We start from the raw sequence: 14420 nt of genomic DNA on the forward strand, positions 1-14420 counted from the left end.
CACCCTTGACAGTCTTCCAGACTCCACGTTACATATGTGATGTAACATCAGTCGTGGCACATGCCTGCGCCCCGATGACGCGCTGTCCGAACCGAAGGAGTGCCGAATGACCGTCCCGCTGGCGGCCTCGACCGGAACCGCGACCTTCGACCAGATCGCGATCGTCACCGGACTGGTCTCACTTCTGTACGTCGCACTCGCCGTACTCCTGTGGCGGGAACGCACCGGACGGGTGACGCTGGTAGGACGCCTCGCGGACACCATCGGGAGACTGGACGGAGTCCCCCGATGGGCCGCGCTGACGCCGTACCTGCATGCCGCCTCGCTGCTCGCCTGCGCGTTCGGCGTCTGGTGGGACATCGCGGTGCACATCGACCGCGGCCGCGACACCGGGCCGTTCGGTACGCCGGCGCACTACCCGATCTTCTTCGGCATCCTGGGCGTGATCGTGTCCGGCGTGCTGCCGATCGCGCTGGCCCGCAAGCCGTTGCCCGCCCGGACGATCAAGCTGACCAAGGGCTGGCGGATCCCGTGCAGCGCCGCGCTCGTCACCGTCTGCGGCACCTTCGCGCTGGTCGGCTTCCCGCTGGACGATGTCTGGCACCGGCTGTTCGGCGAGGACGTCACGCTCTGGGGACCGACCCACCTGCTGATGATCGGCGGCGTCGTCTTCTCGATCTTCGCCCGGTTGCTGGCCTCGGCCGAGGTCGAGCAACTCGTCGGGATCAACCTGCGCCGGCGTTTCCAGGAGATCGTTGCCGTCGGCGCCTTGTTGATCGCCTGGGACCTGTTCAGCACCGAGTTCAACTACGGCGTCCCGCAGTTTCCGTTGATCCTGCAGCCGATCCTGATCGTCTTCGGGTCGGCGATGGCCTTCACCCTGCTGCGGTCGCGGCGCGGTCCCGGTACGACGTTCGGCGCGCTCGCCGTCTACCTGGTGATCCGCGGCGGCATCGCCTGGGCAGTTGACCAGCCGCTCGGTGAGATCCTCGGCCACTTCCCGTTGCTGATCGTCGAGGCCACGCTGGTCGAGCTGACAGCTCTTGCCTTGGGCAACAGAAGTCGTTTCCGGCTGGGCCTCGTCTCGGGTGCCCTGATCGGGACCGTCGGGGTGGTCGCGGAGTTCGGCTGGAGCCAGGTGTGGATGCCGATCCGCTGGCCGGTCTCGATGTTGCCATCGGCACTGGGTTTCGGATTGGTCGTTGGTCTTGGTGCGGGCCTGATCGGTGCTTGGCTGGCCACCCGGTACGCCGAGGTCGCGGGCGAGGTGCGCGAGACTCCGCCGGTGCGCCTGACGCATCAACTCGGCGCGGTCGGGCTGGTCGCAGTACTGGCTGCGTTGTTCTACTGTGTGCCGCGGTCGGCCGATCCGGGCGTGACCGGGACGGTGTCGCTGGAGCCTGCCGCGACCGGGGCGCAGCCGACGGCGTACGTGACGGTCAAGCTGCAGCCGGCCGGTGCGGCTGACGGCGCGCGCTGGTTCGAGGCGCTTGCTTGGCAGGGTGGCGGGCAGTTGACGCGGCCGATGGAGAAGGTTGCCGAGGGCACTTATCGCTCGACCGAACCGTTGCCGATGCACGGCAAGTGGAAGTCGCTGGTCCGGTTGCACCAAGGGCCGCGGGACATGGTCGCGATGTGGGTGTACGCACCGGAGGATCTGGCGATCGAGAAGCCGGCGGTCCAGGTCGCCAATGGGCAGACGGTCGACTTCATCAGCGAGCAGGAAGTACTGCGGCGCGAGGAGCGGGCCGACGTACCGCGCTGGATGTGGAACAGCGGGTACGCCCTGCTGGCAGTGGTCGGTTCGCTGGAGATTCTCGGGATCGCCTGGCTGGTCGGTCGTGGCGCTCGCGGCGGTCGCCTTCGTGCGGCCCACCTCTCGGCACAGAGCTCGAAGCGTGAAGAGGCGAGCGCATGACGGGCCGGGCGGGGCTGCGCAAGGGTCGCCGGTGGGACCTGCGCGACAAGAAGGCGTTGGTGACTGGTGCCGCCGGGGCGTTCGGTACTGCGACGGTCGACCAGTTGCGCGCCCGCGGTGCCGAGGTCATCGGGATCGACCTGCAGAAGAGCGAAGACATCATCGAGTGCGACCTGACCAAGCCTGACCAGATCCCGGCCGCGGTTGCTGAAGCGATCGAGCGGCTCGGCGGGCTGGACCTGCTGATCAACAACGCGGGCATCGGCGTACCGGCGCTAGCGGGCGACGCCCCGGATACCGTTGCGCGCAAGGTGATCGAGGTGAACCTGTTCGCCGGCTGGGCCGTCACTGCCGCGGCTTTGCCGGTACTACGGGCCGCACGCGGGCGGGTGATCTTCGTGTCCTCCGGGCTCGCCTACGTGACCCTTCCGTTGGCTGCCTCGTATCTCGTGTCCAAGCGCGCGATCGACACCTACGCCGACGCGTTGCGGATCGAGAACGGCCGGGCGATCGACGTGAGCGTGATCTATCCGGGCTATGTGCCGACGCCGATCCATGACGCCTCACTGGCGCGGGGCGTCGACCTCGGAATGTTCCTGCCGGCCGAGACGGTCGAGCAGGTGGTCGGGACGATCGTCGACGTGGCCGGTGCCGTACGGCCGCCGCGGAATCGGGCGTCCACCCGGTCGACCGGGGTTGGAGTGGCGGTCGCGCGACATCTACCGTCGGTGGCCGACAGGCTGGTCAGGTTGCGGACCAACCAGCAGCGCCGCAAGGGTGGGCTGGGCGAGTGGACGGACATACTGGGGAAGCTATGACGACGCAGGCTGAGGTGGTCACCACCGACGGAGTACGGCTGCATGTCGAGACGACGGGTTCGCCGGACGCGCCGGTGACCGTAGTACTCGGGCACGGGTGGACCTGCTCGACACGGAGCTGGCACCACCAGTTGTCCGGGTTGCCGCAGGTGCTGGGCGACGACGCCGTACGGGTGGTTGCCTACGACCATCGTGGGCACGGGCGGTCCGCCGCGGCACCCGAGGGCACGACGCGGATCGAGCAGTTGGCGGAGGACCTGACGACCGTGCTCGACGAGGTCGTCGGCGACGGGCCTGTCGTGTACGCCGGGCACTCGATGGGCGGGATGACCTTGATGGCGCTGGCTGATCAACGGCCGGACATGATCGGGTCGAAGATCGCCGCGGCTGCGTTGGTGGCCACCTCGTCGGGTCAGCTGACCTCGCGGGCGTTCGGATTGCCGGCGCGACTCGACGGGGCTGCCGCGGTGGTGGCGCCTCGCGCGGTGAACCTGGCCGGCCAGCGACTGGAGCGGCGTGCGAGCGCAGTACGGGCTGGTTGGTTGAAGGGGGCGTCGGCTGCGGTGCGGCGTCCCGCAGTACGGCAACTGGTCTTCGGCAAGGGTGCCGATCGGGCTGAGGTGGACATCCTGATGGCAGACCTGGCCGCGACGCCGGGACGGTCGTTCGGTGGGTTCTTCGAGGCCATCACGCGACACGACCTCGGACACGTACTCGAGACACTCGGCGACATCCCGGTCGAGATCATGCACGGCACCCGCGACCGCCTGATCCCCCCAAGACACGGCAACCGAATGGCCGAACTGCTGCCATCAGCCCGCCTATGGATGTACCCCGGCGCCGGCCACATGCTCATGCAAGAACGCCCACGCGACGTAACCCAACGCCTGGCATCCCTGGTACGAAAGGTCCGCTAGCAGTCCGGGTTAGGCTCCGCTGTGCTCAAGAAGATGACTGCGCTGGTCCTGGCGCTCGCGCTGCCAGTGTTGCCGGGATGCTCGGCCACGGACAGGGGTCCCGCCGAGACCAGCTCCGCCGCTGCAAGTCCATCGAAGCCCGGTGAGTCGGCGCCCTCGGTGAGTGCGGTGGACGTGCGCGCGGCCGAGTTCCAGTCGAAATGGTGGACCTGGGCGTCGGCGCCCGAAGCTGTCAACCCGGTCACGGACACGACCGGTGAGCATTGTGCACAAGGACAGCCCGGTGACGTCTGGCTTGTGGCCGGCTCGTTCGGTGGGGCAGTAGCTCGCCGCTGCGTCATCCCGGCTGGGCTGCCGATCGCCGGTCCGGTGGTCAACCTGGTCAGCCCCGACGCCGCAGGATGCGAGTCCTTCCTCGAGCGTGCCGGAGGAGAAGTCTCGGTGCTGAAAGGTGGGACGCCCAAGATCGTCGAGGTCACTCCAGTGCGGTTCGAGTTCACCGCCCAGAAAGGGAACCCGTCGGGCTTTCGCGCAGGCCGGAACGAGGGCTACGGATGTGGGCTCTGGTTCACTGTCGATCCTCTTCCCGCCGGGCGGCACCAACTGGTCATCAAGGGGCATAGTGGTGACTTCACCGTTCAGGCGACGTACAACCTCACAGTCAAAGACGCGTCCGGGTTGTGATCCGGCCACTACTCTGGCCGGGTGCAGAATCTTCTGTCTGACCTGGTTGTTGTTGATCTGACCCGTGCGCTGGCGGGGCCCCATGCGGCGATGATGCTGGGGGATCTGGGGGCGCGGGTGATCAAGGTCGAGAGCCCGGCTGGTGGTGACGACAGTCGTGGGTGGGGTCCGCCGTTTGTTGAGGGGGAGTCGACGTACTTCCTGTCGGCCAACCGGAACAAGGAGTCGGTCACGGCTGATCTGAAGTCCGTGGAGGGCAAGGAGTTTCTGACCAAGCTGGTGGGCAAGGCCGATGTGTTGCTGGAGAACTTCCGGCCCGGCGTACTGGATCGGCTCGGGTTCTCGGTCGAGCGGTTGCACGAGCTCAACCCCGGGCTGGTGATCCTGTCGATCACCGGGTTCGGGCATGACGGGCCGGAGGGTGGCCGCGCCGGGTACGACCAGATCGCTCAGGGCGAAGGCGGGCTGATGAGCATCACGGGTGCGGTCGAACCGACCAAGACCGGCGTACCGATCGCTGATCTGCTGGCCGGCATGTACGGCGCTTATGGGGTGCTGGCCGCGTTGCACGAGCGGAGCGTGACGGGTCGGGGCCGCGTGGTCCGGACCAGTCTGCTGGCGTCGGTGGTCGGCGTCCACGCGTTCCACGGCACGAAGTGGACGGTTGCGGGGGAGTTGCCCGAGCGGGTGGGCAACCATCACGCCCAGATCGCGCCGTACGGGATGTATCGCACCAAGGACGACATCGTGCAGGTCGCGGTCGGCAGTGAGGGGCAATGGCGGACGTTCGCACCGATCGTCGGGCTGGACGCTGACGACGAACGCTTTGCCACGAACGCGTTGCGGGTGGCGCATCGCGATGAGCTGACGGCGGCGATCGAGGGCGCCTTCGGTGCCGAGCCGGCCGACGAGTGGCTGCGCCGGCTCGAGACGGCGGGCATCCCCTCCGGCAAGGTGCGCGACTTCCAGCAGGTCTACGAATGGGAGCAGACCCGATCCCAGGGCCTCCTGATCGACGTCGACCACCCAACCCTCGGCCGCATTCAACTCCCCGGCCCACCACTCCGCTTCGACAACCACCCGTACGCCGGCGCCCGCGAAACCAACCTCCCCCCACCCCGCCTCGGCGAACACAACGAGACCGTCCGCGCCTGGCTCGACGAGTAGCGAACTTTTCGCCTGGCCGGCGCATCGTGCCTGGTAGTGATCCGCCCAGCTACCGGAGGTCCTCGCCATGACGAGCACACGCAAAGTTCGGGGAGGCGCGGTCCTGTTAGGCATCGCCCTCCTGTCCGGTGGTCTGCCAGCCGGTCCAGCCGACGCCAAGACCACCGCCCAGACCAGTACGGCGAGCACGGCCGCCGTCTGTAAGCAGGCGATCGGGGCGGTGACGGCAAAGGGAGCCGTGGCCGGCTTCAGCGTCACCGCGGGGAGCCCGCCGACCCGCTCGGTCGGCGGCGAGGTGCCCGGGATCTACACCCCGGGAGCGGCGAGGCTGACTGGTACCTTCACCACCACGCGCACGGCGTCCGGTGGCCTCGAGAACTGGGGCAACCTGGTGCTCGGTACCAAGGTGGTCAGAAGCCTCTGGATCTTGGACGCAAATGGCAAGCTCGATCCGCGCTCGGTGATGCAGTTCGGGATCGGCTCAGGCTTCGGTGACTTCATCGCTCTCGCGAACTCCGAAATGCCCCCGGCGGCGGGAAGCACGCGGGTCCGGCGGACGTACTACGGCCTGCGCAAGGACGGAGTCCTGTTCCGCTGGGACGCCAGTGGGCCTCACCACTACTGGATGTTCATGCGGTCGGCCGCTGGGTTCTCGTCGGTCAAGACGATGACGCTGATCAGCCAGACGGCGACGTACGACACCCTCCTGGCGACCACCCGGGGCGGCGCCCTCTACACGATCCGGGTGCCGTTGGCCTCGCCGATGAAGCCGGTGGTGAAGAAGGTCCGGGCCGCCACCTGGGGAGCCTTCGACCAGTTGGTTGCCACCCCCTGCGGCAGGGCCGGCACGTTGCTGCTCGCCGTCGACACAGACGTCCAGATCGCACGCCTGTACGCCGTCGGCCACGCGAACGGCACGGCGACCGTGATCCGGGGGCTCGGCCGTGTCACCGGTGGTGCGTTCAACGCGCCGCTCTACTACCGCAAGACGCTCGAGGACGGGAAGGGCCCGCTGCTGTACGGCGAATAGCCCTTGGCGACGGCACCCTTTCCACAGTGGTGGAAAGGGTGTCGTTCGGCGTTGTGGGGGACCTAAAGTCGGCGAGGGGTTGACGGTGTGCGCAGCGCGGGTCTAGCGTCCGGGAAATCGATTACTCAGCCGAACGCGGAGGTGTCATGCCGAAGCCCGCTGCCCTGGTCCGGATGTCGCGGATCGGCAAGCGTTACGGCGGCGTCCAGGCCTGCCGGGACATCGACTTCACCCTCGGGGCCGGTGAGGTGCACGCGCTGCTGGGCGAGAACGGGGCCGGCAAGAGCACGCTGATGAAGATCCTGTCCGGCGACGTCACCGGGTACGACGGGTGGATCGAGATCGACGGCCGGCGAGTCTCGTTCGCCGGCCCGACCGAGGCGCAGGCCGCCGGGATCGCGATGATCCACCAGGAGCTCGACCTCGTCCCGGGCCTGCCGGTCGCCGACAACATCTTCCTCGGCCGCGAGCTGCGGACCCGGCTGCGCACGGTCGACCGGCGGCGGATGGAACGCGAGGCCCGCGTGCTGCTCGAACGCAGTGGCGTCGCCCTCGACCCGCGCCGCCCGGTCGGCGAGCTGCGCGTCGGCGAACAGCAGCTCGTCACGATCGCGAAGGCGATCTCACTCGACGCCCGAGTGCTGATCATGGACGAGCCGACCTCGGCGCTGACCACGTCGGAGGTCGAGCGGCTGTTCGTGGTGATCCGCGAACTGCGCCGCAGCGGCGTCGGCATCGTCTACATCTCGCACCGGATGGAGGAGATCGCCAAGGTCGCCGACCGCGCGACCGTGCTGCGCAACGGGGAGAACGTGGCGAGCTTCGACCCGCGGGAGCTGAGCACCGCCGAGGTCGTCGAGGCGATGGTCGGACGGCCGGTGCAGACGCTGTTCACCACGCCGGACAGCGCGACGGGTGACGAGTTGCTCCGGGTCGAGGACCTCAAGCTCACGCCCAGCCGGCCGCGCCCGGGTCGACAGGATCCGGCCGGCATCTCGCTCTCGGTCCGGGCCGGCGAGATCGTCGGACTGGCCGGGCTGCTGGGAGCTGGCCGCACCGAACTGCTCGAGACCCTGTACGGCGTGGCGCCGGCTGGCACGCGATCCGGGCGGATCGTGTTGCAGGGCAAGGTGATCCGGCCGACCGCGCCGCGCCATGCGTTGAAACTCGGCATCGGGTTCGTGCCCGAGGACCGGCGTACGTCGGGGTTGGTGCTCTTCCACTCGATCCTTGCGAACACGGTGGTGTCGAGCCTTCCGGCGTACGGGCGGCTGGGGGTGGTCGCGCGGCGGATGGAGCGGGCCGCGTCGGTACGGATGGCGGACCGGCTGCGGCTGAAGTTCGGGCGGCTGCAGGACGAGGTCGGCACGTTGTCCGGCGGCAACCAGCAGAAGGTCGTCTTCGGACGGATGCTGCTCACCGAGCCGCGGCTGTTGTTGCTGGACGAGCCGACCCGCGGGGTCGATGTCGGCGCCAAGGCGGAGATCTACCGGCTGCTGGGCGAACTGGCCGGCCAGGGCATCGGCGTACTGCTGGCGTCGTCGGAACTCCCCGAACTGGTCGGCGTCTGCGACCGGGTCGTCGTACTGCGTGACGGACGCGACGTGGCGTCCTTCAGCACCACCGACTCCAGCGAGAGCGACCTCCTGGCGGCCGCCATGGGAGAAGGCACAGTGTTCGAAGAGGCCGGAGGACTCCAGTGAGCAAGCCCCAGGACACGCCACCGACCAGAAAAGCTGAGCGGTCGGCAGAGCCTCCGCCGTCGGCTGAGCCTCCGCCGTCGGCAGAGCCTCCGCGGTCGGCGACGGCGAAGCCGTCCGCCGCTCGCCCGGTGAGCGGGCCTGCGCACACCCCGCCTTCCCTCCCACCCTCCGCTATCGCGGAGAAATCCGGTGGCGTGGTTGCCACGTTGTTTCGGTTTCAGAGTGTTTTCGGGTTGCTGGCGGTGTTTGTCGCGGCGATCATCTTCTCGCCGCGGCGGGACGGCGAGATCCTGTTCGTCAGCGCGGACAACCTCGCGAACGTCGTCCGGGCGGTGTCCGAGATCGGCATCATCGCGGTCGGGATGACGTTCGTGATCCTGATCGGCGGGATCGATTTGTCCGTCGGTGCGGTGCTCGGTCTCGCCGCGGTCGGCTCCGCCGTCTTGATGGTCGAGAGCGACTGGGGTTTCCTGCCGTCCGTCGTACTGGTGCTGGCGCTCGGGCTCGTCTTCGGTGCATTGCAGGGGATGGCGACGGCGATGATCGGCATCCAGTCGTTCATCGTCACGCTCGCGGGGCTACAGATAGCGCGCGGCTTGGCGAGGATCTGGTCGGACGGCCAGGGCGTGGCGATTGCCTACGGCAACGGTCCGCACGAGGCGCCGGAGTCCTTCGCGATCCTCGGCGAGCGGACGTTCGGCGGGCTCGTCCCGATCCCGGTGCTGATCTTCGCGGTCGTCGCGATCGCCGCCGTCGTCTTCCTCCGGGTCAGCGCGTTCTCCCGCCATCTGTACGCCGTCGGCGGCAACGAGAAGGCGGCCCGGCTGTCCGGCGTACCGGTGATCCGGGTGAAGATCGCCGTCTTCGCGATCTGCGGCCTGCTCGCCGCGCTGGCCGGCATCGTGCACGCCGTCCAGCTCAACCAGGGCAGCCCGAACGACGGCATCGGGTACGAGCTCGACGCGATCGCCGCGGTGGTGATCGGCGGTACCAGTCTGGCCGGCGGCCGGGGTTCGGTGGCCGGGACGGTGGCCGGCGCGCTGCTGCTCGGCGTACTGAACAACATCCTTGCCCTGAACAACATCGACTCGAACATCCAACTGCTGATCAAGGGACTCGTGATCGTCGCGGCGGCCGCGCTGCAACGACTCCGTCCCGCCTCCTGACCCGAAGGGCTTTGTCATGCGAAACCTGAAAGTGCCACTCGCCGCCGCGGCCGTTGCCGCCTTGGTACTCGCCGGCTGTGGCACCACCAGCGAACGGACCAGCGACCAGCCGCAGGCCGGCAGCTCCAAGGAGTGCAAAGGTGCCGACGGCAAGTACACGATCGGGATGAGCCAGGCGAACGTGGCTGAGCCGTACCGGCAACGGATGGACGACGACATCAGGGCGGCCGCCAAGGAGGTGCCGCAGTTCGAGGTGAAGTTCGCCGACGCCGCGCAGGACAACGCCAAGCAGGTTGCGGACGTCGAGAACTTCATCACTCAGCAGATCGACCTGCTGATCATCAGCCCGAACGAGGCCAAGCCGCTGACCGCGGTGGTGAAGAAGGCCTACGACAAGGGCATCCCGGTACTGGTGCTGGACCGCAAGGTCGAGGGTGACGCCTACACCGGGTTCATCGGCGGCGACAACGTCGAGATCGGTACCGAGGCGGGCAAGTACGTCGCCGAGAAGCTGCTGCCCCAGGGCGGCAACGTGGTCGAGCTCAAAGGGCTGGCAGGCGCGACACCGCAGGCCGAGCGGCACCAGGGCTTCGTCGACGCGATCAAGGCGAACCCGAAGATCAAGATCGTCGCCGCGGCCAGTGGCGACTGGCTGCGGGAGAAGGGTCAGGCGCAGATGGACGCGCTGCTCAAAGCCCAGCCGAAGATCGACCTGGTCTACGCGCACAACGACCCGATGGCCGAGGGTGCTTACCTGGCGGCGAAGTCGGTCGGACGCGAGAAGGAGATGAAGTTCATCGGCATCGACGCGCTGCCGATCCCGTCCGGTGGCATCAAAGCCGTCGAGCAGGGGCGGCTGAGCGCCACCTTCACCTACCCGACCAACGGCAAGGAAGCCATCGCCGCCGCCAAGAAGATCCTGGTCGACTGCGGCACGATCGAGAAGACCCAGACCCTCAAGACCCGGCTGATCGACAAGGAGAACGCCGCCACGATCTACGCCGAGGAGAACCCCACCGGCTGAACCTCACCGGTGCGAGCTGCCTCGCTCGATCAGGCGGGCGGCGAGGGTGGTTGTGGTGGTGGCTCGGGTGTTGTCGGTGATTCTTGCCAGCAGCAACCGGGCTGCCACCGTACCGATCTCGTACGCCGGTTGCGCGACGACCGTCAGCGGGGGATCGAGCAGCTCGGCCCACGGGGCGTCGTCGAAAGCCACGATGCCGACCTGCCGGCCCGGCCGGATGCCGTGCTCCTGCAACGCTTGAAGGACCCCCACCGCCATCGCGCTGTTCGCGACCAGCAACGCGTCCGGCGGCTCGGGCTGATCGAGCAGCTCCTGCGCAGCTCGATGTGCTCCGGCCGCCTTGTACTCCGTCCGTCGCACCAGCTTCGTCGTACTGCGCAGTCGCGCCGCCTTCAACGCATCGCGATAGCCGGCCAGCCGGTCGTCCGCAGTACGGACTCCTGACGGGCCGGTGATGCAGCCGATCCTTCGATAGCCCTGGTCGATCAGATGCGCGGTGGCCTGGCGGGCGGCCAGGCGGGTGTCGACGAGGACGACGTCGCTGGCTTGCCCGGGAAGTGGCCGGTCCACCGCGACGAAGGCTGTGCCGCGTTTGGTCAGCTTCTCGACGCTGGTCGTAGTACTGGTCGGGGACAGGATGACACCGGCGACGCGTTCCTGGATCGCGACGTCGATGTAGCGGCTCTCCTTGGCGGCGTTCTCGTCGGAGTTGCAGAGCACGACCGAGTAGCCGACCTCGTGCGCGACGTCCTCGACACCCCGCGCGATCGCGGTGAAGAACGGGTTCTCGACGTCGGAGATGATCAGCGCCACGACCGCGGCCTCCTGACGGCGCAGGTTCCTAGCGGGCCCGTTGGGCTGGTAGCCGAGCTCGTCGGCGGCCTGCCGGACCCGCGCGACCAGGTCCGGATCCACGGTGGACTTGCCGTTCAGGGCGCGCGACACGGTCGCCGTGGACACCCCGGCCCGGCCCGCCACGTCGCTGATCGTCGGCACGCTGCTCCCTTCGCTGACCCGCACCCTATCCGTTCGGGTAATGGATTACCCAGAATCTCGGCGTGCACTTTAAGAACAGAACCTCCAGGCCTTACCAGTGACATGAGAGGATCACCCGCGTGACTGCCTTGCCGAGCGTTTCCTACTCCATCACCGTTCGCCTCGAGGTGCCCGCGGGCGGCTCGACGGTGAGCAAGCTGACGACCGCGGTCGAGCAGGCCGGTGGCCTCGTCACCGCCCTCGACGTGACCGCCTCCGGCCACGAGCGCCTGCGCATCGACGTGACGTGCGCCGCCGCCGACACCGAGCACGCCGGCCGGCTGGTCGAGGCGATGCGCGCCGTACCGGGCGTGGAGATCGGCCGGGTCTCCGACCGGACCTTCCTGATGCACCTCGGCGGCAAGATCTCGATGGAGGCCAAGCACCCGATCCGCAACCGTGACGACCTCTCGATGATCTACACCCCGGGAGTCGCGCGGGTCTGCCTGGCGATCGCCGCCAACCCCGACGACGCGCGCCGGCTGACGATCAAGCGCAACAGCGTCGCGGTGGTCACCGACGGCTCGGCCGTGCTCGGCCTGGGCAACATCGGCCCGAAGGCCGCCCTGCCGGTGATGGAGGGCAAGGCCGCGCTGTTCAAGCGGTTCGCCGGGATCGACGCCTGGCCGCTGTGCCTTGACACCCAGGACCCCGACGAGATCATCGCCGTGGTCAAGGCGATCGCGCCGGGCTTCGCCGGGATCAACCTGGAGGACATCTCCGCGCCGCGCTGCTTCGAGATCGAGGCCCGGCTGCGCGAGGAACTGGACATCCCGGTCTTCCACGACGACCAGCACGGGACGGCGGTCGTCGTACTGGCCGCGCTGTTCAACGCGCTGCGCGTGGTCGGCAAGGACATCGGTGAGGTGCGCGTCGTGCTGTCCGGCGCGGGCGCGGCCGGTACGGCGATCCTCAAGCTGCTGATCGAGGCCGGCGTCAAGGACACGATCGTCGCCGACATCGCCGGCGTCATCCACACCGAGCGCGACGGGCTGTCGCCGGAGCTGCGCTGGATCGCGGAGAACACCAACGCCGCGCAGTACAGCGGGGACCTGAAGGGCGCGCTGGCCGGGGCCGACGTGTTCATCGGCGTCTCGGCGCCGAACATCCTCAACGGTGCCGACATCGCGACGATGAACAAGGACTCGATCGTGTTCGCGCTGGCCAACCCGGACCCGGAGGTCGACCCGGCGGCGGCGCACGAGCACGCGGCCGTGGTCGCCACCGGCCGCAGCGACTTCCCGAACCAGATCAACAACGTGCTGGTCTTCCCGGGTGTCTTCCGCGGTCTGCTCGACGCGCAGTCGTCGAAGGTGTCGATCCAGATGGAGCTGGCGGCCGCGAAGGCGCTGGCCGGGGTGGTCACCGACGACGAGCTCAACGCCGACTACATCGTGCCGAGCGTCTTCCACCCGGAGGTGCACACCCGGGTCGCGCACGCGGTCCGCGACGCGGCGGGCGGCAAGGCACCGGCCGCGGAGCACTTCCCGGACGACTCGCCGTCGCTCTGAGATTTCGGGCGTCTGCTTTGATTGACTCCACTTTGAGCGAACCTGACGTCCGGACCTCCCGTACTCCGTGGTGGTGGCGGGCCGCCTTCGTGGTGGCCTGCCTGATCCACCTCTACGGGGTGTACGCGCCACACCAGGCCGGCTCCGACGTCCAGTTCCCGTACTCGGACAAGTTCGCGCATCTGTTCCTGTTCGGATCCGTCGCTTATCTCGGCCTGTGCAGCGGAGTACCGGCTCGGTGGTTGTTGCCGGTCATCGCCGCGAATGCCGTGGTCAGCGAGGTGATCCAGTACTACTGGCTGCCGTTCCGCAGCGGTGATCCGTTGGACACGCTGGCCGATCTGGCCGGGATGGCGCTCGGCGCGTGGCTCGGCGTACGCGCGCTCCGTGCCCAAAAGCCGCCGGGCACGCCATGATGGGGACATGACGGCCACGACCCTGACCGGCTCACTGCTGGTGGCTACCCCGTTGCTCGACGAGCCGCCCTTTCGGCGGTCGGTGATCCTGCTGCTGGATCACGACGACGACGGGGCGCTCGGCGTCGTGGTGAACCGGGCCGCGGACCTCGAGGTCGACCGGGTCCTGTCCGACTGGTCGACCACGGTGAGCGAACCGGGCGTGCTCTTCATGGGCGGCCCGGTGGGCACGGACAGTGCGCTGGCGGTTGCCGAGGTCATCGAGTCGGCCGACCCGCCCGGATGGCGCGAGTGCTTCGGCCGGATCGGGCTGATCGACCTGGACGTCCCACCGGCACTGCTGGAGGGCGCGATCCAGCGCATGCGCATCTTCGCCGGCTACGCGGGCTGGTCCAGCGGCCAACTCGAAGGCGAAATCACCGAGGGCGCCTGGTACGTCGTACCGTCCGAACCCGACGACGTCTTCAGCCTCCGCCCCGAAGGCCTCTGGCGCCAGGTCCTCCGCCGCCAAAACGACCAAATGGCCTACCTAGCCACCTACCCCGACGACCCAACCCAGAACTAACCCCCGCACCCGGTCGCCCGCTCCGCCCCCGCCTGAGGTGCGACTCCCAGCCGCCGCCCCGAGCCGGGCGTCTGCCGAGCGGCGACCCCGTGGGGTCAGCCGCTCGCGCCGACGAGTTTGGGAGTGGCTACTCCTTGTCGCCGTCGTCTCCGTCGCCTGGGTTGAGCGAGTCCCAGATCTCCTTGCACTCCGGGCAGACCGGGAAGCGCTGCGGGTCGCGGCTCGGCACCCACACCTTGCCGCACAGCGCGACCACCGGGGTGCCCATCACCATCGCCTCGGTGAGCTTGTCCTTCGGCACGTAGTGCGAGAACCGCTCATGATCGCCCTCGTCCAGCGACGGCTTGGTCCGCTCGTCGATGACCGTCTCTGCGCCCGGGCTCAGCTGAGTACTCATAGCCAAGAGTGTAGGTCGCCCCGCCCCGCAACTCCCGAACTTTCTCCACAACCCCCGCTCGCGGAAAGT

General features: G+C 68.4%; 14 protein-coding genes. 12 read left to right on the forward strand and 2 right to left on the reverse strand.

What is annotated here, in order from left to right; translation table 11 throughout:
- The first annotated feature begins 106 nt into the window (after nt 1–106).
- The 9 genes from AB0F51_RS23505 (at nt 107) to AB0F51_RS23545 (ending at nt 10427) form a co-directional block, all read left to right on the forward strand.
- On the forward strand, nt 107–1918 hold the full coding sequence (locus AB0F51_RS23505; protein ID WP_360283270.1) for a hypothetical protein: 1812 nt from the start codon (nt 107–109) through the stop codon (nt 1916–1918).
- Nucleotides 1915–2736: an SDR family NAD(P)-dependent oxidoreductase gene (locus AB0F51_RS23510; protein ID WP_360283272.1), complete on the forward strand. Its 822-nt coding sequence runs from the start codon at nt 1915–1917 to the stop codon at nt 2734–2736. Before AB0F51_RS23505 ends, AB0F51_RS23510 begins: the two co-directional genes overlap by 4 nt.
- On the forward strand, nt 2733–3653 hold the full coding sequence (locus AB0F51_RS23515) for an alpha/beta hydrolase (protein ID WP_360283274.1): 921 nt from the start codon (nt 2733–2735) through the stop codon (nt 3651–3653). The genes AB0F51_RS23510 and AB0F51_RS23515 overlap by 4 nt, the downstream gene beginning before the upstream one ends.
- A gap of 33 nt (nt 3654–3686) precedes the next feature.
- A complete protein-coding gene (locus AB0F51_RS23520) occupies nt 3687–4337 on the forward strand; it encodes a hypothetical protein (protein ID WP_360283276.1) in 651 nt (216 codons plus the stop codon).
- A gap of 21 nt (nt 4338–4358) precedes the next feature.
- A complete protein-coding gene (locus tag AB0F51_RS23525) occupies nt 4359–5504 on the forward strand; it encodes a CoA transferase (protein ID WP_360283278.1) in 1146 nt (381 codons plus the stop codon).
- A 67-nt stretch (nt 5505–5571) separates the two neighbouring features.
- Nucleotides 5572–6534: a hypothetical protein gene (locus AB0F51_RS23530; protein ID WP_360283280.1), complete on the forward strand. Its 963-nt coding sequence runs from the start codon at nt 5572–5574 to the stop codon at nt 6532–6534.
- A gap of 146 nt (nt 6535–6680) precedes the next feature.
- Nucleotides 6681–8237, forward strand: a complete 1557-nt coding sequence (locus AB0F51_RS23535) for a sugar ABC transporter ATP-binding protein (protein WP_360283282.1) — start codon at nt 6681–6683, stop codon at nt 8235–8237.
- A gap of 206 nt (nt 8238–8443) precedes the next feature.
- Nucleotides 8444–9403: an ABC transporter permease gene (locus AB0F51_RS23540; RefSeq protein ID WP_360283284.1), complete on the forward strand. Its 960-nt coding sequence runs from the start codon at nt 8444–8446 to the stop codon at nt 9401–9403.
- Nucleotides 9404–9419: 16 nt separating this feature from the next.
- Entirely contained in the window at nt 9420–10427 is a 1008-nt protein-coding gene (locus AB0F51_RS23545) for a substrate-binding domain-containing protein (protein WP_360283286.1), read from the forward strand.
- A gap of 3 nt (nt 10428–10430) precedes the next feature.
- Here the strand turns inward: AB0F51_RS23545 and AB0F51_RS23550 are convergent, their stop codons facing one another.
- Nucleotides 10431–11423: a LacI family DNA-binding transcriptional regulator gene (locus tag AB0F51_RS23550; RefSeq protein ID WP_360283288.1), complete on the reverse strand. Its 993-nt coding sequence runs from the start codon at nt 11421–11423 to the stop codon at nt 10431–10433.
- 119 nt (nt 11424–11542) lie between these two features.
- On the opposite strand from AB0F51_RS23550, the gene AB0F51_RS23555 reads away from it, so the two are divergent.
- The 3 genes from AB0F51_RS23555 to AB0F51_RS23565 are packed head-to-tail and all read left to right on the forward strand — an operon-like array spanning nt 11543 to nt 13954.
- Complete coding sequence (locus AB0F51_RS23555) at nt 11543–12973, forward strand: NAD-dependent malic enzyme (RefSeq protein ID WP_360283290.1); 1431 nt, start codon at nt 11543–11545, stop codon at nt 12971–12973.
- Nucleotides 12974–13005: 32 nt separating this feature from the next.
- On the forward strand, nt 13006–13389 hold the full coding sequence (locus tag AB0F51_RS23560) for a VanZ family protein (RefSeq protein ID WP_360283292.1): 384 nt from the start codon (nt 13006–13008) through the stop codon (nt 13387–13389).
- Nucleotides 13390–13396: 7 nt separating this feature from the next.
- On the forward strand, nt 13397–13954 hold the full coding sequence (locus tag AB0F51_RS23565) for a YqgE/AlgH family protein (protein ID WP_360283294.1): 558 nt from the start codon (nt 13397–13399) through the stop codon (nt 13952–13954).
- A 127-nt stretch (nt 13955–14081) separates the two neighbouring features.
- Here the strand turns inward: AB0F51_RS23565 and AB0F51_RS23570 are convergent, their stop codons facing one another.
- Nucleotides 14082–14351 (reverse strand): DUF3039 domain-containing protein, encoded by a 270-nt coding sequence (locus AB0F51_RS23570; RefSeq protein WP_360283296.1) that lies wholly within the window; start codon nt 14349–14351, stop codon nt 14082–14084.
- Nucleotides 14352–14420: the final 69 nt, after the last annotated feature.

Source organism: Kribbella sp. NPDC023855, from assembly GCF_040639475.1.
Lineage (GTDB): Bacteria > Actinomycetota > Actinomycetes > Propionibacteriales > Kribbellaceae > Kribbella.

What these genes read in the sequence shown, in the direction of transcription:
- AB0F51_RS23520 (WP_360283276.1), top strand. Translation starts at nt 3,687, where the DNA reads ATGACTGCGCTGGTCCTGGCGCTCGCGCTGCCAGTGTTGCCGGGATGC.
- AB0F51_RS23510 (WP_360283272.1), top strand. Translation starts at nt 1,915, where the DNA reads ATGACGGGCCGGGCGGGGCTGCGCAAGGGTCGCCGGTGGGACCTGCGC.
- AB0F51_RS23530 (WP_360283280.1), top strand. Translation starts at nt 5,572, where the DNA reads ATGACGAGCACACGCAAAGTTCGGGGAGGCGCGGTCCTGTTAGGCATC.
- AB0F51_RS23535 (WP_360283282.1), top strand. Translation starts at nt 6,681, where the DNA reads ATGCCGAAGCCCGCTGCCCTGGTCCGGATGTCGCGGATCGGCAAGCGT.
- AB0F51_RS23515 (WP_360283274.1), top strand. Translation starts at nt 2,733, where the DNA reads ATGACGACGCAGGCTGAGGTGGTCACCACCGACGGAGTACGGCTGCAT.
- AB0F51_RS23545 (WP_360283286.1), top strand. Translation starts at nt 9,420, where the DNA reads ATGCGAAACCTGAAAGTGCCACTCGCCGCCGCGGCCGTTGCCGCCTTG.
- AB0F51_RS23570 (WP_360283296.1), bottom strand. Translation starts at nt 14,351, where the DNA reads ATGAGTACTCAGCTGAGCCCGGGCGCAGAGACGGTCATCGACGAGCGG.
- AB0F51_RS23505 (WP_360283270.1), top strand. Translation starts at nt 107, where the DNA reads ATGACCGTCCCGCTGGCGGCCTCGACCGGAACCGCGACCTTCGACCAG.
- AB0F51_RS23565 (WP_360283294.1), top strand. Translation starts at nt 13,397, where the DNA reads ATGACGGCCACGACCCTGACCGGCTCACTGCTGGTGGCTACCCCGTTG.